The organism is Pedobacter sp. Hv1 (genome assembly GCF_001412215.1).
Taxonomy (GTDB): domain Bacteria; phylum Bacteroidota; class Bacteroidia; order Sphingobacteriales; family Sphingobacteriaceae; genus Pedobacter.
On sequence record NZ_LLWP01000007.1, the window covers coordinates 1 to 21,807 of the forward strand.

The following is a 21,807-nucleotide window of genomic DNA, read 5'->3' on the forward strand; positions in this document are numbered from 1 at the left end:
AACAATACCGCTACAAGTACACCGGTACCTGTACCAATTGCTGATGTAACTATTGCAAAGGTCGCTAGCAATAGCACACCTAACGTAGGCAGCAACGTAACCTTTACCCTAACCGCTAACAACAACGGACCAAGTGATGCAACCGGAGTAAACGTAACTGACCTGCTGCCTAGCGGATACACCTTCGTATCGGCCAACCCTTCTACAGGAACCTATAACAATGTTACAGGTATCTGGAACATTGGAACCCTAACAAATGGCGTTAGTGCAACCATCGATATCATAGCTACGGTTAAGGCTTCTGGAAGTTATGCCAATACCGCTACCATTACAGCAACACAAACAGATCCTACACCTACCAACAATACCGCTACAAGTACACCGGTACCTGTACCTATGGCCAACCTAGCAATTACAAAAACAGTAAGTAATCCTACACCAAATGTGGGCAGCAATGTAACCTTTACCCTTACTGCAAACAACAATGGACCAAGCGATGCCAGCCATACCATAGTTAACGACCTGTTACCAAATGGCTATACTTTCGTATCTGCAAGTCCTTTTATTGGAGTTTATGATCAACTTACAGGAATATGGGACATTGGTAATTTGGCCAATGGCGCCAATGCAACATTAACTGTAGTGGCAACAGTTAGGCCAAATGGCAACTATGTCAATAGTGCGATCATTAGTGCATCTGAGGATGATCCAGATCATACAGATAATGTTGCTACCAGTACACCGACACCAATAGCTTTAGCTGATATATCGATAACCAAAACGGTGAGCAATACCTCTCCAATTGTGGGAAGTAATATCACTTTTACCATTACCGTAAATAATGCAGGGCCAAGCAATGCCACAAATGTAATGGCAACCGACCTATTACCAACTGGTTATACTTTTGTATCGGCTGTTGCACCTGTAGGTACAACCTATAACAATACTACTGGTTTATGGAACATTGGGACATTAGCTAATGGAACTAACGTTGCCTTAAATATTACTGCTACTGTAAACGCGATAGGCAATTTTACCAATACAGCAACTGTAGTTGCTTCAGAAACAGATCCTACACCTACCAATAACACCGCTACAAGCACACCTACTCCGGTACCTGTTGCAGATGTTGCTATTACTAAAACAGCAAACAACACTGCTCCTAATGTGGGCAATAATGTAACCTTTACCATTACGGCAACCAATACTGGTCCAAGCAGTGCAAGCAATGTTAAGGTTAACGACTTGTTGCCAAATGGCTACACTTTCTTATCTGCCACACCTGCTGTAGGAAATTATGATCCTATAACAGGAATATGGAACATCGGAACATTAGCCAATAGTGCTAATTCAACCTTGAATATCATAGCAACTGTTAATGCAACTGGAAATTATGCCAATACCGCTACCATTACAGCTACAGAAACAGACCCTACACCTACCAATAACACTGCTACAAGTACTCCCGTGCCAGTGCCGGTTGCAGATGTTGCTATTACCAAAACAGCTAGCAACAGCACACCTAACGTGGGCAGCAACGTAACCTTTACCATTAGAGCCACTAATGCCGGACCAAGCAATGCCACAAATATCATTGCAACAGACGTACTACCTAACGGCTATACATTCGTTTCTGCAAATGCATCTACAGGAGCATATGATCAGGTTACAGGCAAATGGATGATAGGTACATTAGTGGATGGAGCAAACGCAACATTGGATATTGTGGCAAAAGTAAATGCCACAGGGAGTTACGCCAACACCGTTACCATTACAGCTACCGAAACAGATCCTACACTTACCAACAATACGGCAACCAGTACACCTGTACCTATGCCTGTTGCGGATGTATCTGTACTCAAAACGATTAGTAAAACCACCCCAAGTGTAGGGGCTAATGTTACCTTTACTTTAACAGCAAGTAATACAGGACCAAATAATGCAACCAACGTAAACGTTTCAGATTTACTACCAAGTGGTTATACTTTCGTATCATTTGCTGCCTCTGTTGGCACTTACAACAATGTTACCGGTTTGTGGAGTATTGGCAATCTGGCCAATGGTGCAAATGCTTCATTGTCTATTGTAGCAACAGTAAATGCAAGTGGAAACCATACCAATGCAGCTAGTGTTAGCGCTGCAGAGCATGATCCTAATACAACAAACAATACATCTTCAGTTACAAGTATGCCTGTTGATGTAAAAATAGCCAAAACAGGACCAGCTATTGCAAATGCAGGGACAATGGTAAGCTATAAACTGACTATTAGCAATGAAGGAACAGGCAATGCACTTTCAAATGTAATAGATGATGTCGTTCCAGCAACGCTCAGCAATGTAAATTGGACTGCAACTGCACAAGGCTCATCTACCATTAATAGTGGTGCAATAGGCACTGGTAATCATCTAGTAGTCAATGCCAACATCCCTGCAGGAGCAGGTAATACCATTACCATTGATATTACTGGACAAATTCCAGCAAATACTACAGCAACTTCACTATCAAATACAGCAACTGTAGCATCTCCTGACCCTTCAGATCCGATCATCAATTCCAATACTGTAACCACAACAATAGGTAAAAACGCAGATATCCAAATCCAAAAAACTGGACCTAGTGCAGTAATTGCTGGAAATGCAATTAGCTATATCATAAAGGTAAGCAATGCTGGACCAAGTGATGTCAACAATGTAAATATCATAGACAATATTCCTACAGGGATTAATAGTGTTACTTGGACAGCCACCGCAGAAAATGGAGCTACGCTAACTGGTGCAAATAGTGGAATAGGCAATATTAACCTGTTTGCTGCTATTCCATCTGGAACTGCCACTATAACCATAACCGTAAATGGAATTGTTGATCATACCTATGTAGGCACAACATTGAACAATACAGCTACTGCAACACCAGAAGCAGGTATTATTGATCCAACTCCTGCTACAAGTACAGTAATTACTAATGTAACTAGGGTAGCCAATGTAAGGATTACCAAATCTGGCCCAGCAAATATTGGTGCTGGAGAGGTAATTACCTATAACTTACATATTGTTAACGATGGACCTAGTGATGCGATAGGTGTACAGATTGCAGATGTGATACCAAGCCAAGTACTGAACCCCACATGGACGGCTACTGCTCTAAATGGTGCCACAGTAAGTACAAATAATGGAAGTGGAAATATCAATATTACTGGAAATATTCCTTCTGGAACTGGAACTATTGACATCACGATTACTGGTACCATCAATCCAAGTACAAGCAATGCTTCTACTTTTAACAATACGGCAACTGCAAGTTTCCCGACAGGTAGTCCAATTACAGACCCTGAGCCAAGTTCTAACACAAGTACAATTCCAACACTAGTTAATAATACGGCAAATATCCGTGTCTCTAAAAATGGACCAGCCAATGTGAATGTGCTAGACCCTATTACTTATACCATAGTAGTAACCAATGCCGGACTTGGCAATGTAGCTGGTGCAATCATAACAGACAACGTTCCTGCTGACGTTACCGTAAGTAGTTGGAGTGCTTTAGGCACAGGTGGTGCCACTATTACTGGTGCTACAAGTGGCAATAGTAACGCTGTAAATACCATAGGCAACATTCCTGCAGATCCAAATGCCAAGATAACAATTACGATAAACGGTATGGTAAATAGCTCCGCAGCCTCAATTTTTACCAATACAGTAACCGTTACAGCTGGTGGTAATCCACAAAGCTCTGTAACTACTGCAGTAAATAAATCTACCGATGTTCAGATTGACAAAAATGGTACACAAACCGCAATTGTAGGGTCGACTGTAAGTTACACCATTAAGGTTAGTAATAATGGTCCTATAGCTGCCAACGGTATAACTATAAATGATATAGTCCCAGCAGAAATTGAGAATGTGAGTTGGAAGGCTACAGCTTATGGTACAGCAAGTTTAACCGGCCCAGATGGGACGGGTATTACAGGCAACACCATTCAAACTACCGGAAATGTTCCTATTGGTGTGGCCAATTACATCATGATTACAGTAAATGGAAACATTAAATCATCGGTAACAGTTCCAAGTATTAGCAACACAGCAACCATTACCCTACCACCGGGATTAACCGATTTTGACCTGAGTAATCAGGGTAGTACTGTGGTAACAACGTTAACTAAAGAAAGTGATGTTTCGATTACCAAAACTGCAAGTAACAATGCGCCTGTGGTAGGTAGCCAAATCACATTTAACATTGTAGCTTCAAATACAGGTCCAAGTGATGCTACAATTGTGAAGGTAAATGATGTATTGACAAATGGTTATACGTTTGTGTCAGCTACACCATCTATAGGAACCTTCGACAATGCAACTGGCGTTTGGACTATTGGTGGTTTAACCAAGGGTGCAAATGCTACATTAAACATGGTGGCAAGTGTAAATGCTAGTGGCAGTTACACCAATACGGCAAGCATTACTGCTGCTGAAACGGATCCAAATACCAGCAACAGCGCTACTGTTACGCCCGTACCTAGTCCGTTAGCAGATGTTTCCATCACAAAAACAGTTGATAATTTAACACCAAATGTAGGGAGCAATATTACATTTACCCTAACTGCTAAGAATGCAGGACCAAGCACTGCTACAGGTGTTACCGCAAATGATATATTACCTAGCGGTTATACCTTTGTCTCGGCTAGTGCTGCTATAGGTACAAACTACAACAGTACCAATGGTGTTTGGACTATTGGAAGCTTAGCAAATGGCGCAAGTAGCATACTCACCATTACCGCGACAGTAAAAACAACTGGCAATTATACCAACACGGCAACCATAAGTGCTACTGAAACAGACCCTACTCTGGGCAACAACAGTGCAAGTGTTACACCCGTGCCTATATCAATGGCCGATGTATCAGTAATAAAAACTGTAAGCGATTTAGCTCCATCTGTAGGCAGTACAATTATGTTTACTATTAAGGCTGCAAATGCAGGACCAAGCAACACCACAGGGGTTACCGTAACCGATCTACTCCCATCAGGCTATACTTTTGTTTCGGCAAATGCACCAGCAGGCACAACCTATAACGCTACAACCGGTTTATGGTCTATTGGAAATTTGGCAAATGGGGCAAATGCATCTTTAACTATCACTGCCAAAGTAAGTGCAACGGGTAACTATACCAATACAGCAACCATAAGTGCTACTGAGACCGACCCAACTCTAGGTAACAACAGTTCGAGTGTAACGCCAATGTCTGTACCAGAAGCAAATGTAGCAGTAATAAAAACAGTCAGCAACGCTAACCCTAATGTGGGTAGTAATGTAACCTTTACCATAACTGCAAGCAATGCTGGGCCAAGCAATGCCACAGGGGTTATGGTGAACGACCTGTTGCCAAGTGGTTATACTTTTGTATCGGCCACAGCGCAAGCAGGTACAACCTATAACAATACAACTGGCTTATGGTCTATTGGAAATTTGGCAAACGGTGCAAATGCCATTCTAACTGTTACAGCAAAGGTAAATGCAGTAGGCTTATATGCAAATACAGCAACTATTACCGCTAACGAAGATGATCCAGATCATTCTGATAACAGTGCTACGGCAACACCTACCCCAATTTCAATGGCCGACGTATCTGTTGTAAAAACTACAAGTGACACTGCACCACCCGTAGGTAATACCATTACATTCACTATTAAGGCTGCAAATGCAGGACCAAGCAACGCCACAGGGGTTACCATAACCGATCTACTCCCATCAGGCTATACTTTTGTTTCGGCAAATGCGCCAGCAGGCACAACCTATAACGCTACAACTGGTTTATGGTCTATTGGAAATTTGGTTAATGGCACAAATGTATCCTTAACTATCACAGCCAAAGTAAATGCAGCTGGTAACTATACCAATACAGCAACCATAAGCGCTACTGAAATAGACCCTACACCTGGCAACAACAGCTCGAGCGTAAGCCCTATTCCTGTACCAGAAGCAGATGTTACAGTAATAAAAACAGTCAGCAACGCCAATCCTAATGTAGGAAGCAATGTAACCTTTACCATTAAAGCAACAAATACAGGCCTTAGCAATGCTACAGGTGTAAAAGTAAATGATTTATTACCTAGTGGTTATGATTTTGTATCAGCAACAGCACAAGCAGGCACTACCTACAATAGTACAACTGGTTTATGGTCTATTGGCAATTTAGCAAACGGTGCAAATGCCATTCTAACCGTTACAGCAAAGGTAAATGCAATAGGGTTGCATACAAATACCGCAACCATTATTGCTAACGAAGATGATCCTGATCCTTCTAACAACAGTTCTACTGTAACACCTATCCCAACAGCGGCAGCTAATGTTTCGATAAGCAAAACAGTAAATAATATGACACCTGCTGTAGGCACTAATGTAACCTTTACCATCACAGCCGCAAATGCAGGGCCGAGTATGGCTACAGGAGTTAACGTAACCGACATACTGTCAAATGGTTACACCTTTATAACTGCAAACGCCCCAGTAGGCACTACCTACAACAGTACCACTGGTTTATGGGTAATTGGAAACCTAGCTAATGGTGCAAATGCGATATTAACCATTACCGCTAAGGTAAATAACACAGGGCCATATACAAATACAGCTACGATTACTTCTACAACTCTAGATCCTGATCCGTCTAACAATAGCGCTACAGTTATGCCTGTACCAGCATCGGCAGCTAATGTTTCTGTGAACAAAACCGTGGATAATGCCACTCCAACAGTAGGCACTAATGTAACCTTTACCATCACCGCTGCAAATGCAGGACCAAGTACGGCTACAGGAGTTAACGTAACCGATATACTACCAACAGGTTATACTTATGTTTCAGCTACAGCTCCATTAGGTACTACCTATAATAGTATGACTGGTTTATGGGCAATCGGAACTCTAGCTAATGGTAGCAGTACAAGCCTCAATATTACTGCAACAGTTAATGCAAGTGGAAATTATACCAATACAGCTACAATTAGTGCCACTACTCCTGACCTTGATTTATCAAACAATAGCTCTAGTGTAACACCAATTACAGCTTCAATGGCCAATGTATCAGTTCACAAAACTGTAAACAATGCCAGTCCAGTAGTAGGTAGCAACGTTGTCTTTAGTATTACAGCTGCAAATGCAGGCCCAAGCATGGCAACAGGAGTTACTGTTACGGATATTCTACCAACAGGTTATACCTTTGTATCGGCAAATGCACCAGCAGGTACAACTTACAATAACAATACTGGTTTATGGACAATTGGAAGCTTGGCCAATGGCGCAAATGCCATACTCACTATTACCGCAAAGGTAAATGCAACAGGATTGTATGCAAACACAGCAACAATTAACATTAACGAGGATGATCCAGATTTATCTAACAATAGTTCTACCGTTACACCTGCACCAGCATCCACAGCAAATATTTCAGTAAGCAAAACTGTTGACAATCTCACTCCAACGGTAGGCAGCAATGTTGTATTTAGTATCCGTATAGCAAATAATGGCCCGAGTGTAGCAACAGCAGTTACGGTTACCGATATCCTGCCAAGTGGTTATACCTTTATATCAGCAAATGCTCCAGCTGGTACAACTTACAACAGCACCAATGGTTTATGGTCTATCGGAAACTTAACCAATGGAGCAAATGTTGTATTGAACATTATTGCCAAAGTAAATGCTACAGGGCCCTATGCAAATACGGCAACCGTAACTTCGGCAACTACCGATCCTAATCCATCAGACAACAGCTCGACAGTTACGCCTATACCGGCATCTACAGCTGATATTTCGGTAAACAAAACCGTAAACAATACCAATCCAACCATAGGCAGCAATGTAGTATTTAGTATCAGTGTAACAAATAATGGCCCGAGTAATGCCACTGGAGTATTGGCAACAGATATCCTGCCAAGTGGTTATACTTTTATATCGGCTAATGCACCAGCAGGTACAACTTACAATAACACTACTGGATTATGGTCAATTGGAAACCTAACCAATGGTGTTAATACCATATTGACCATTACGGCCAAAGTAAATGCAACAGGTTTGTATGCAAATACGGCTACGGTGACTTCAACAACACCTGATCCTGATCCATCTAATAACAGCTCAACCGTAACACTAGTTACAACTGCAATGGCTAAAGTAGCTATCAACAAAACCATAAATAACATGTCACCCGTAATAGGTAGTAATGTTGTATTTAGCATCCGCGTTGTAAATAATGGCCCAAGTGATGCTACTGGAATATTGGCAACAGATATTCTGCCAAGTGGTTATACTTTTATATCGGCTAATGCACCAGCAGGCAATACCTATAACAGTACCAGTGGTTTATGGACAATTGGCACTTTAGCCAACGGTGCAGATGCCATCCTTACCATAACTGCTAAGGTAAATGCAACAGGTTTATATGCCAATACGGCAACGGTTGTTTCTACAAGCCCTGATCCTGATCTGTCTGACAATAGCTCAACCGTAACGCCTATACCAGTAAAACCAGATTTTGTTGAGCTTAAAATACCAAACCTGTTCACACCAAATGGCGATGGCAAAAATGACATGTTTGAAATTATTGGCCTCAGTCAATTCCGTGAAAATAGCCTTGTTATTGTTAACCGTTGGGAAAATCAGGTGTACCATGCTACAAACTACCAAAACAACTGGACAGGAGAAGGCTTAAATGAAGGCACTTATTTCTACCTGTTGAAAGTAAAAAGAACTGACAACTCAGAATGGGTGATTTACAAAGGTTACATCACACTGGTAAGAACCTTTAAGAAATAGAAAAGTAGAAACTAAAGGGAATTGGATTTTATCCATTCCCTTTTAAAGATATGCAACAGATGAAAAAATTAATCCTATTGATAACTGGTGCTGTGCTGCTCTTGGTAAAACCGGCACAAGCGCAACAAGATGCTCAATTTAGCCAATATATGTTCAATGGAATCTATATCAATCCAGCCTATGCTGGTTATCGAGAACAATTGAACATACATACTTTTTACCGTAACCAATGGACTGGTATGGATGGTGCACCAAAAACATTTTCTTTGGCTGTAGATGCCATTGCAAATGATGGTAATGTAGGTTTGGCCCTTCAACTCTCTAGCGACAGGCTAGGTGCACAACGCAACAATTCAATTTACGCCAATTATGCCTATCGCATTCGGCTGAATAATGAAGGTACTTCGCGTTTAGCATTTGGCGTTGGTGCAGGTGCGATACAACTAGGTATTGATGGCTCAATTCTTAACCCCAATACCCCAGAAATAGAACAACCATACGGTTTGCAAAGCACTATTGTTCCAGATGCTAGAGCTGGGGTTTTCTTTTCGACCGATCGGTTTTATGCGGGCTTTTCTGTCGATAACCTCATCTCTAGATATATTGACATTAATAAGTATGCTTTTATTCCCAAACCCAAAACGCACTACTACTTAACTGCAGGTGTGATAATGCCTCTTTCAACAAATGTGTTATTGAAACCATCTTTTTTGATTAAGGACGATCGGGCCGGACCAACAAGTTTAGATCTGAGTACATTTTTTATCCTAGCAGATAAACTTTGGCTAGGTGGTTCTTACAGAACAGGTGTAAAGCTTTATAACAAGCCTCATTTGCAAAATGACCTGAGCAACCTGAGTGCTGCTGTGGCTGCTATACAGCTATTTCCAAACCAAAACCTGAGAATTGGCTATGCATACGATTTTTCTATTGGTCCATTGAAAGGTTACAATAGAGGAACTCATGAAATTTCTATCGGCTATTTCTTTAACCGTAAACAAGTCCGCATGCTTAGTCCAAGATATTTTTAACCCTTCACTTTAATCTCTCAACATCAAATAGTATATGAAAAAGAGCCTTTTAAGCCTATTAATGAGTACAATGTTGTTATTGGCCTTGATACAGAACTCAAAAGCCCAATATGTTTTGAAGGAAGCAGACTCACAATACGAGCTATACAATTATTTCAAAGCCATTGACCTATATCAACAGGCTTATCAGAAAAGACCTAGCCTACATGCAGCTCAGCAACTAGCAAATTGCTTTGAGCAAATCCGTAATTATAAGGAAACGGAAAGTTGGGCCGCCATTGCAACCAATATGAAGGGCAGCAAACCAGAAAATGTACTCAGTTACGCCAAGGCCCTGCAAAATAATTCGAAATATACTGAGGCACGGCTTCAATATGAAAAATATGCAGGTCTTGATAAAAATATAACTGCGGTCCAAAAAAGCACTTGGCTCCTCTCCTGCGACTCTGCCATATATTGGATAAAAAATCCGAGAAATACCGTTATTCAAAATCAAAGAGCCTTGAATACTGCTCAATCAGATTGGGGTGCAACCCAGATTGATGGGTCTATTGTATTCGCGTCAGATAGGACCTTTAAAACTGATAGCCTAAACGAGTTTGAAGTAAAAACTTTTTTAAAGTTTGATGGTGCAAAAAAACCAAATCCAAAAATATATGAATGGACCGGAAACCATTACCTACACCTATACAACCAAGCCGCAGCTGATAAAACTATTAGTAAGTTACCTGTAGAGGTAGGAACCAATTACCATGTTGGTTCAGCCAGTTTTACAGCCGATGGCAATGAAATGTACTTTACCCTAACGCGTATCCCAACAAAGCCAGTTTATGTAAATGGCAAATTAGCAACAGTACACATTGAAATTTATAGTAGCCAAAAAGATAAAGATGGAAAATGGACAACACCAATAGCCTTCACATATAACAAAGTTGATGCGTATGCTGTAGGCGACCCTTACATTAGCAAAGATGGAAAAACATTGTACTTTACTGCTAATTTACCTGGCGGACAAGGTGGCACTGACCTGTACTACTGTATTAAAACTAGTAGTGGCTGGGGGCAACCCGTTAATCTTAAAGAATTGAATACTGCAGGTAACGAGCGTAGTCCATTTTTTGATGGTGAAAATACATTTTATTTTAGCAGTGATGGATGGATAGGCATGGGTGGTTTAGATATTTTCAAAGCCCAAAGGGCCAATGGCCAAATTGGAAAGCCAGTAAACATGGGCTACCCCACCAATTCGCCACAAGATGATTTTGCCTATAACTTGAGTAGCCCTTATACTGGCTATCTGTCATCAAACAGAATAGAAGGTGTTGGTAATGATGATATCTATAGCTTTAGAACTCCAGAACCGATCGTTTTCACTTTAACTGGGGTAGCTTACAACAAACAGACAAGGCAACCATTAGCTGATGCAAGTATTATCCTTACAAAAACAACTGGAGGCCAATTTAAAGTACAAACCGAGGCAGATGGCAGATACAAATTTAATTTAGAAAAAGCATCTAACTACAGTTTAAAGGGCCTAAAAACAAGTTTTCTAATCGATACTGCCATTGTAACTACACAAAACCTAATTGCATCAACCGAACTCAAACAAAATCTCCAATTGGAACCCATTGTCATTAACAAAGCCATCAAAATTGACAATATTTATTACGACTTTGATAAATCGGACATTAGGCCTGATGCTGCAAAGGAATTGGATAAACTGGTTAAAATCCTCCAAGATAATCCAACGATATCGATAGAGTTGGGTTCACATACAGATAGTCAAGGGAATGATAACTATAACCAAAAATTATCTCAAAGTCGTGCCGATTTAGCAGTACAATATATCATTGATAGAGGCATCAGCAAAAACCGTATTATAGCAAAGGGCTATGGCGAAACTCAATTAGCCAACAAATGTGTTAATGGGGTTGCCTGTTCTTTAGCCGAACACCAGGTTAACCGAAGAACAGAATTTAAGATTGTGAAATATTGATCTAAGAAACGAATTATATCAATTAATGCTAGCCCCTTTGGTTAAAACCAAGGGGTTTTCTTTTACACATCAGCCCTTAAATTGTTCGATCATATACAATGAGCGCACAATATTGAATAATATTTTCTCCAATTAATTAATAACTAACTGTAAAATAACTAGTTTTAGTTATTAAAAACTTTAACATGAACTTGGCCAATTGAATTTCATGCGATGGCTGATATTCAATACTAAAACAGTTAAGATTTTTTAATAACCTAACCATTCACACAAAGAACCAAATAACACATGAAAAAATTGATCACCGTTTTTGCCTTGGCAATGGCAAGTTTAACACTGGCTGCCCAGCAAAACTCTGTTGGTAATGGCAAAATCAAAATGCAAATTGGAAATACTTCTAACTCGCCAACAGAGCAAAAGAAAGATAGCCCTGAAAAAACCAACAGAAACACAGAAGGGAAAATTACCTTAACCCTACAGCTCAAAAGTCTACCCACAGATTCTGTATCAATTTATTACCAAATTTTATCAAATCCAGATATTGAAGTTGAACATACTGCACAGCTCAAAAATGGCATGCTTAAATATGAAGTAAATATCAATGAGCCTATCAAACTAATGATTATGCCACTTAGCCTGATACACAAGTTTAAAAATGGGAAGTTTTATCCAACAAGAGGCTCTAGAATAACCTGTTATGCAAACCCTGGCGACCAAATGAAGATAGAAGCTACATTAGTTGACAGTTGTTTGTTGTTTACTGTAAAAGGGAATAAAGTATCTGAGCAATATGCATTATTTCATAATGAGACTTTAGATGTATCAAAAGATCAGATAGCACAAGCCTTTATTTTCGAAACAAAAAAGGAAAATGAGAGATCTAATGAGGAAGTTTCCAATTATCAAAAAATCAGGAATAACAATCTTAGAATGCAAGAAGTCAAAGCTATCAAATTTATTAAACAACACCCCAATTACGAAGCTTCGGCACTGCTGATGAAATCTATACCAAAGGATAGCGTAATCTCATTCTATGGTAGTTTAACCCCAGAGGTTAAAAAGAGCTTTTTTGGAAAAGAAGTGCAGCGCTTAATGAATGGCTGGTTCAATAATACTGTTGGTAAAAAAATGCCAGAGTTCGAAGCAAATACCATAGAAAACAAATCATTTAAACTTAGTAACACCAAAGGAAAATATGTGTTGCTTGATTTTTGGGGAAGCTGGTGCAAACCTTGTCTCGACGAATCTCCACAGATGAAAGCACTACAACTCAAATACCAACAAGAATTACAAATAGTTGGTCTAATTGCAAACGACACTAAGGAAAATGCGATAAAAGCCATTAAACAATATCAACTTAACTGGACACAACTTTTTAGTGAAACCAATGAATTTGGTAGTTTATTTGGCTTACGCGAGTACCCTACTAAAATTTTAATCGATCCTGCTGGTGTGGTGGTTCAAATACATAAAGGCTCAAGCGATCAGGTTTTTAAAGACATTGAGGCGCTGATCTCTAAAACAAAATAAAAAATTGGAGCAACAATTTGTTAGCCTATAAAAGGTTTAGAGAAATCTTATATGTTTTTTAGGTCTCCCTTTTCTTCTTCCCTTAAAGAAAAAATAGAGAGACATTGCAAGCAACAAAAGAGAAGTGAAAAATAAGAGCACTGGCATAAAAATAGCCTTTATTGCACTTACCATTGCTTCAATTTCTGTTGATTGTATTGACATGGTAAGTATAGCTAACATCGCCAAAAATAAGAGGAACGAAATCAGAAAATAACGGAATTTGGTCATGGTTGATAAGTATTTAGAAATGATATGAAGTCTGCCTTTTTTATTTTTGTGGTTTGATCCGATCAAGTTCTTGTTGGTGGTGTTGTATTTTGTTTGTTTGAATATTCTTGGAACCAAAACTGTAAGAAAAACCCAGATGGAAACGTCTGTTCTCATTTCGGTTGGAATAACTGCTATAAAGCTGTAGAAACTGGTTAGATCCTTGGTTAAGGTAAGTGTAAAAAATATCGCTCACTCCTAGCCTTAAGCTTGCGCTATTGTTTAAAACACTGTATTTCAGTGTTGCGTCTGCACGATACCTGCCAAATGCTGTGCCAGCCAATTGGGCTCGCCTAGATTGGTAAAGGTTGAGCACTTCGAGAGAAAGTTTTGGACTGAGCTTAAAACTATTCAGGATATTAAAACTAAAGCCAAAAAGCGCATTTCCAATAGCAGAGCTAATATATTCACTTTGATAGTGATCATACAACAGGCTACCATTGGCATTAACATTCCAATACTTCAGTAACGTTTTTTGGTAAGCTACCGAAAGGTTAAAGGTATTGTAGCTGCCAAAATTACCCATCGCTTGCCTCATGGTTAAGCTACCATTATCAAGAGCAATAAGTGGCCCCAAATAGTTATGGGTAGCACTATAGCCTAAGCTGAAATGTAGAGATGGGCCATAACTGTAATCCATTTCTAAAGTATGTGTAGTTTCTGGATTTAAAAACTGGTTACCCATGGCATAAAAATAGGGCGAGAAATACGTTACAAACGGGTTAAGGTCTTGGTAGCTTGGTCGCCCAACACGGCGATGGTAAGAAAGGGCTAACAAATGATTACCAACCCCATGCCTCAGCATAAAGTTTGGGAAAATTTGAATATAATTTTGGTGAGTAGCTTGGTCGCCAGAAATAGACGCACTCTTATAACTCGTATTTTCTGCCCTCACCCCTAGCTGCAATGTAGTACCAGTTCCAATTTTGCCCTGATAGTTCAAATAAACAGCACTGATTTTCTCTTTGTATTTAAAGCTATTACTTCGGGCAAAATCGGCAAACATTTGTGCATTTGCACTTCCATATTGAAACAAAACTTTACTGTTAGAATGGGTAAATGCAATCTTTGCTCCAGCATCAAGCTGATGACTCTTCCCGATAGGATAACTGTAATCTGCCCCAGCAGTAATAAGTTCTAGATCGACCTGGGTATTACTGAATATATTTTCTTCAGACCTATTTGTTAACCCTGATGACCCTAAATAAAAATTCTGGTAAGTATCTGGGCTAGTAGACCTGTATTTGGTATAAGCTGCATTGAACAGCAATAGGTGTGCAGCTGATCCCAAGTTATGTTGCGAGTTCAAGTTCAATCCGTAGGTACTTTGGCGTTGTGAGCCTCTATTTAAAGAAGTTATACTCGAATCTGGTAATGCATTTTTCTGATGATTTAAACTGAGGTAGCGGTAAAAATTTGAGTTATTGTTGCTTATATCCATTGTTCCCACAAGGGATATGGCATTTTTATGGTTAATCTGATAGTTTGCTCCAAGCATGGCGTTGTGGTCAATTAATTTTGAGCTACCCTTTTCATCTTGCCCATAGGCTATGGGATTAGATCCGTTGATCACGTTATCACGAAAGAATTTATTTGAATTTTTAAAATGTTGATAGCTGTAGTTGGCTGATAAGTTAAGTCCCTTCGATCCGTAATTAAGGCTAGCACTTTCTGTAAACTTCGGATGGTTACCTACACTGAAAACGGAGTTGATTGTTCCGCTAAGCCCTCTGGCTTCACTATTGACCATTTTAATGTTGATTACTCCCCCCTTACCCTGAGCATCATACTTGGCCGAAGGAGAATGGATCAATTCGATCTGTGAAACCGCAATTGTAGGCATCGCTCTCAAAAGGTTCACCACCTGAGCACTCGACAGCTTAACAGGTCTTCCGTCTATTGTAACCGTTACGCCCTGTTTTCCCTTAAGGCTAATCTGATCATTAGTTATAGTTACCCCAGGTGATATTTCCAACAGATCGCTAATCGATACACTGTTTCCAATAAAACCTCCTTCTAAATTAACAGTTGTTTTGTCGGCCTTGTATTCAAATAGTGGTTTGTCTGCGCTAAAGGAAATTTGTGCCAATAGTTTGGGAACTTCAACCAAGATCAAGTCTTTTAACACAAGATTACCTCCTTGTACAAACTGGAAAGGTTCAGAATAATCTAATTGATAGCCGATCCTCGTGGCCCGTATCTTATAGTTACCTGCACTTATATTTTTAAACCTATACCTCCCTACCGAATCGGCAATGGCATTGGCAATCTGTACAGAATCCTTTCCCAATAGGCTAACTGTACAATATGCTAGTGGCTGGTTGGATTGATCACGAACCTGCCCGCGTATTGTTGCCGCATCGTTTTCTACAGTATTGGATAAATTTGGAAGATTTATGCCCTCCGATTTTTGGTTATCACCAAGCGACCTGAATAATGCGTAATTGGCATTGTCCACACGATAATAACCAATCTCTAATGGCTCAAGCAGTGCCGAAAGCACTGTTTCTAGCTTTTTGTGCTGCAGCGCTTTATTCTCTACCATAATGGCTCTGTTGGCTAACAAACTGCTTTCATAGATAAAATGAACCTGAAAAATCTTTGCTACTTTGTCTAAAGCATCATTTATTTTAATAGTCGACGATTTGGGCTGGACCTGAGCTATGGCCATATACCAAGGACTAATGCAAAACAGGCAAAAGAAAAAAAATAGAACGATACGGTATTTGATAAAGGTCATGGAACAGCCTATAACGTTTTTATTGAATAATGAGTTGATGAAGATCCTCATCTTTTTTAATGGAGATGCCCAAAGCTATTTCTATGCCCTTCAAAAGATCATCATAGTTATTTACATTAAAGGTTCCTGAGATCTTTTTGCTTTTGATAGCTGGATTTTTAAAAATTGCTTTGTACCCATAATTATCCTCCAATTGCTGAAAGAGTTCTGCTGCACTGAGCTGTTCAAATATCAATAAACCATCTTTCCATGCCATCTTTGCATGAACATTTCCCAACTCGCGAAGAATACTATCCTTTTTGTTATCGTACACCATTAAATCTCCGGGTTTCAAGATCAATGCTTGATGTTTTTTATCTGCAATCTCCATGCTTATTTTTCCATTCATCAACGCTACCCCAACTTTATGCCTCCTTTGGTTAACATTGAATGTGGTACCCAATACCTTAATAGCAACATTGCCTGCATGTACCAAAAAGAAATCTCCTTTTGTAAGCTTACCCTGTTGGTGGAGGTGATTGACCTTAAAAAAAGCTTCGCCTTTGAGCCAAACCTCTCTTGTTTCCTCTTTGTTCCAATTATTGGGATATTTTAAGGTACTATTGGCATTCAATATAATTTCAGAAGCATCTGGCAATGAAATATGCTTTGTTTGCCCATAACCGGTAGTAATTTCTATTTGCCTATTGGTATAAAAATAAAAGGCTGTTCCAAATACTGCGATAGCTACAATAGCTGCTGCCATGCTTTTAATCCAGATGGCTACCGTTGGTCTTTGAAATTGTTTTGTTGCTGTCTGTTGGGCTATTTGTTGCCAGAGACTTTCATAAGAAAGTTTATCCATCTGCTGTTGTTCAAACTTTAGCGAAAGGATCAATTTTCTTGCATCTGCAATCAGCCCAACTAAGTTTGGATAATTATTTTGCTGCATTGCCCAATAAGCATCCAATTGCTCATTTGGGTTCATTACCCATGCCATAAATTCTGGATCGTCTAGCAATTCTGCTAAGGTATAGCTCCCAAGGTTAGTAATTGTTCTTTTCATTTGTTGTCTTACGGATCATATTAGACCTAAGGCTGATATTTTACCCCATGAATTACCAAAAAAAACACAAGCAACCTTTAAACCACTGATAATCAATTGAAAAATTTTAATGAAAGTAGCAATAGCAACAATGGAAAATCTCGGTTATCCATCTTGTCTCTCAAACTTTCGATTGCTCTGGCTATGAGCTTGTAACTTCCTTTTACCGAAATGCCCATCACCTCTGCGATCTCTGGATAGCTTAAACCTTCATAGAATTTTAAGAAAATAACCTCTCGTTGCCTTGAGCTTAGCTGATCAAGGCTTGCTTGGATACGTTGCTGTAAGGCGATATGATCTTCACCGATGATCAACTCTTCTTCTATACTGATACTGGCCTGAAAGTGATAATGTTCAACTTCTTCATAACTTTCGTGCCGCTGCAGCAACTTTGCTTTTTTAAATATAGAAAGCCGAAATGCCTTGAACAAATAGTTCTTAACGTTTTTTGGTTGTCCAAGATGGTTTCTTCTGGTCCAAAGAGTTACAAACAGCAATTGGATACACTCCCTAATCAAATCCTGATCAGCACTGAACTTAGTACCATAGTTGTAAAGCATGTTTGCGTACAAATGGTACAGTTTTTCTAAAGCTTGGCCGTCATCGTTTTTCAGCGCATGCCAATGCTGCTCGGGGGTAGCGGTAGGTATTGCCTTTAGGTTCATGGTGTGGATTTCACGGCGATGATAGGCATTCCTTTTGATTTATCCACTATCAACTCAAAAAAAATGCATTCTTAAACAGTTGTCATGTTCTGTACATTTTTTTTCACCTGAAGTTTATCATCTTATAAAAACCTAGCCACTAATTTTCAACTACACCACTTCGGTTCTTTTCTTCTTCTGCCCCATTGTTCTTTTTAGTATTCTTAATGGCTCCTCCAAAACTATAACTTAAGTTTAGTTTCACCATTCTAGTTTCAAATTGATTGCGCCATAATTGTTGCACTGTACCACTATTTTGCTTGTAGCTATTTCGATAAGATTTAAATATATCCATAAAATTAAGTTGAGCAGAAGCACGTTTTTTCAGAAACTGCTGACGAACACCTGCAGTAACATAGGCATAAGCTTTATTGGTGATTGTTCTTTCCATACTTTTACTCCGGTAATTTAAAAGAACCATAAAAGAGAGATTCTTACTCAATGAGAAACTATTATAAGAAGTTGCCGAAAATGCAGTGATGCCATTGTTCTGGAGCAAAAATCCATTAAATTCTCCTTTAAAAGATCGTCTAGAAACAATTAAATTAGAACTGGTATACAACCATGGCAATACTTGTTTACCATACATGGCTTGAATAGTAGCATAACGAGCGTAATCTGCATTTCCTGGCAATGTAGTAGTAATTTGATTTGCTAAGGGCACTGAGATGCTTGTAAAGTCATCCAAACCATAATTATAGGTAACACCTAAGAAGAACGCATTTTGATAACCATACCATAATTCGGCATTGTAAGCAATTACTGGTTGAAGTTCTGGATTTCCCTGTTGAAGGTTATTGGCACTAATAATTCGTACCAAAGGGTTTAGACTTTCGTAACTTGGGCGCTCAATTCTTTTGTTAAGCCCTAAGCTTAAGCTATGGTTTTTAGTAAATTTATAATCCAAATGCAATGATGGAAATGGCTGAAAGTAACTTCGCCTAAATTTCTCTTTGTTTACTTGTTGTATTCCCTCGCCAAAAGTATACTCTCCTCTAAGACCTAGCTGATAAGAAAACTTTTTTCCAGTACTGGCATAAGTTAAATAAAGTGCTGAAATACTTTCCTTATAAGAAAAAAGGTCTGTTTGCTGGCTTTTTACGTCACTATAAAAATTGGAGTTATCAGCGCTAACATAACTTGTTTTCATACCCATCTCTAATTGTTTGCCCTTTTTTAAGGGATGGATGTAATCTGCTTTAAATGCATAGACATCAAAAACACGATCTTGTGCTACCACACTCGGTAAGTTAGCAATTGGGTTTAGGTTTAGATCAAAATTAATGGTACGGTTATCCTGATCGTTAAAATTTCCGTAATGGTAATAATCTAAATCGATCGATAGGTCTCGTCCCAAGGTATCAATTTGATGTTGTAGACGCAGACCTGAAGAAAGATTGGTAGAACGAATATCCGCCTCACTTAAAAACTTAGAACGTGAAGTGATTAAATTAGCTTGATCTGTATTGACAATATGAGCTGCTCCTTCGCGGTCAAAAAACTGAAAACCAGGCTTAACCGAGGCAGAAAGTGTAGTGCGTTTGGAAAGATAGAGATCTAAACCTAAGTTTGGGGTATAATTAGTCGTTGTTCTGATACTTTGAATATCAGAAACAGATTGACCAATTGCCACGCTACCTGTATTGATAAAAGTTGAGTTGATGAGATTATTGTAAAAATACTTGTTGTAATTATAATCGAGATTCAACAATATATTATAAGCAGCTCCCTTATAGTTAAGGTTAATCCCTGCATTTGCCTTTCCAAATTCTCCTTTACCACCACCACCATAGATATTTCCATTTAATCCGGCTTTATAATTACGCTTTCGAATAATATTGATAATTGCTCCATTTCCAGCAGCATCATACCTTGCCGATGGCTGAGCAATTAATTCTACTTTTTGAATAGATGATGAAGAAATACCCTTTAACAAACTTGCAAGTGCTTCAGAAGAAAACGTGGTTGCTTTACCATCTATGTAAATCTGCACAGATTTTCCATTTAAACTAATCCGATCATCTGGAGTAACAGTTACTCCAGGTAATTGGTTCATTACTTCCATTATTGGTGCTCCAGAGCCTAATCCGTTAAGGTTAACTATGAGTTTATCGGCCCTCCTCTCCACAAACGGAAGCACTGCCGAAACATGGATCTGTGCCAACTGTGTAGTTGCTAATTTAATCTCAATCGTACCCAATAATTCAGTCTGTCCAGCTAGGATATTAAAAACCTTAGAATAGGTTTCAATATAACCCATCATTTTGAATTCGATGAAGTACTTGCCTATAGTTGGCTCAAAAGCAAAATGTCCTTTATCATCGGCCAGCAAAGTTTTAACTAAAGTAGAATCGGTACTACGTTTTAAACTCACCTGTACAAAAGGAAGTGCTTGTGTGTTTTCATCTACTAACTTACCCGTAACTTTACCTGCAGCTAACTGCGCTTTTATGGGTACCGAACTGAGAAGTAAAATAAGGTATAAGAAGCATAGATACCCTGAGCATTTAGCTGTTAAAAATCGCATAACATTTGGATTAAATTAATTTACCCAAACATACAACTAACATATTAGTCAAACAACTAAATAATTAGCTATCACAGCTAATTATTTATATTTAATATTTATCTACCTGATTATCAGCTTAAAAATTTATTCTCATTTGATATGATGAACGTACTTTTTTACCATTTTGCAAGGCAGGTTCCCACTTTGGGCTCGATTCAACAAGTCGAATTGCTTCTTTATCGGTAGCTTCATCTAAGCCACTCACCATACTTCCATTGGTAACTTCACCGTCTTTCTCTACAACAAAACTCACCATTACGCTTCCTTTTTGATTAGAAACCTTTCTTGTTGTTTTAATCAGGTATTCCTTAAAAAGTTCAAATCCTCCGGGAAAGCTAGCTGCTTTATCAACTTTATTATTGTCATGCTTATCTGTCCTAAAATTTGATGATCGGAATGAGCACATAACGGTCAGCAAAACAATTAAAGGTAGGCACAGTGTATATTTCCATAAACGATAGTGTTTAGATTTTTTGCGTTGCAGCATCTTTATCCTCGATTCAAGTGTAGTAGCACTTTGAAAAGTATTCGTTAATGCCGGACCAGTTTTAAAGCTTTGTAAAAATAATACCATGGCATACTGCTTTTTACTTTCTGCAAAGTTTGCGGCATGCTCATCTGCCAAATACTCGTGGATAAACTTTAAACTTCTGCGGTAACAATAAATTAATGGATTGAACCAAAAAAATATGCCAATCAATTCAACAAATAAAATATCTAAGGTATGAAACTGCTTCACATGTACATTTTCATGTGCCTGAATTACCTCTACTTCAGAAAGTTCTTGATCTACGATCTTTGTTTTCCAAAAAGAAAAAGCAGCACCTTTCTCAGGTAATGCCATCTGCCTTTTTACACCAACCAATTTGATCAACAATAAAGCCCCACTAATTACTACACCAGTCCAATAAATAATCAATAGCCAATCCAACTCTGTTTTGGCAACAAACATTAATTTTTCAGCACCGATAGTTGAAACTGTAGAAAGCATCAGCTCCATCTTGGGCAGCGCAAATAATACAGACAAGTTTAAGAATGGGATAACCAC

At 38.9% G+C, this 21,807-nt stretch carries 9 protein-coding genes; 4 read left to right on the forward strand and 5 right to left on the reverse strand.

Annotated elements, in window-relative coordinates; genetic code table 11:
• The 4 genes from AQF98_RS22045 to AQF98_RS13950 all read left to right on the forward strand — a co-directional run.
• On the forward strand, positions 1-8,796 hold an 8,796-nt coding region (locus AQF98_RS22045), incomplete at its 5' end, for a gliding motility-associated C-terminal domain-containing protein (protein WP_055132585.1).
• 59 nt (positions 8,797-8,855) lie between these two features.
• Positions 8,856-9,827, forward strand: a complete 972-nt coding sequence (locus AQF98_RS13940; protein WP_055132634.1) for a type IX secretion system membrane protein PorP/SprF — start codon at positions 8,856-8,858, stop codon at positions 9,825-9,827.
• Between the two features lie 34 nt (positions 9,828-9,861).
• Complete coding sequence (locus tag AQF98_RS13945; RefSeq protein ID WP_055132586.1) at positions 9,862-11,823, forward strand: OmpA family protein; 1,962 nt, start codon at positions 9,862-9,864, stop codon at positions 11,821-11,823.
• Between the two features lie 288 nt (positions 11,824-12,111).
• Positions 12,112-13,353, forward strand: a complete 1,242-nt coding sequence (locus AQF98_RS13950) for a TlpA disulfide reductase family protein (RefSeq protein ID WP_055132587.1) — start codon at positions 12,112-12,114, stop codon at positions 13,351-13,353.
• 310 nt (positions 13,354-13,663) lie between these two features.
• Here the strand turns inward: AQF98_RS13950 and AQF98_RS13960 are convergent, their stop codons facing one another.
• The 5 genes from AQF98_RS13960 to AQF98_RS13980 form a co-directional block, all read right to left on the reverse strand.
• Positions 13,664-16,333: a TonB-dependent receptor gene (locus AQF98_RS13960; RefSeq protein ID WP_055132589.1), complete on the reverse strand. Its 2,670-nt coding sequence runs from the start codon at positions 16,331-16,333 to the stop codon at positions 13,664-13,666.
• 88 nt (positions 16,334-16,421) lie between these two features.
• A complete protein-coding gene (locus AQF98_RS13965) occupies positions 16,422-17,447 on the reverse strand; it encodes a FecR family protein (RefSeq protein WP_055132590.1) in 1,026 nt (341 codons plus the stop codon).
• A gap of 92 nt (positions 17,448-17,539) precedes the next feature.
• Complete coding sequence (locus AQF98_RS13970) at positions 17,540-18,151, reverse strand: RNA polymerase sigma factor (protein ID WP_055132591.1); 612 nt, start codon at positions 18,149-18,151, stop codon at positions 17,540-17,542.
• 139 nt (positions 18,152-18,290) lie between these two features.
• Positions 18,291-20,717 (reverse strand): outer membrane beta-barrel family protein, encoded by a 2,427-nt coding sequence (locus tag AQF98_RS13975; protein WP_055132592.1) that lies wholly within the window; start codon positions 20,715-20,717, stop codon positions 18,291-18,293.
• 118 nt (positions 20,718-20,835) lie between these two features.
• Positions 20,836-21,786 (reverse strand): M56 family metallopeptidase, encoded by a 951-nt coding sequence (locus AQF98_RS13980; protein ID WP_161805873.1) that lies wholly within the window; start codon positions 21,784-21,786, stop codon positions 20,836-20,838.
• Between the last annotated feature and the right edge of the window lie 21 nt (positions 21,787-21,807).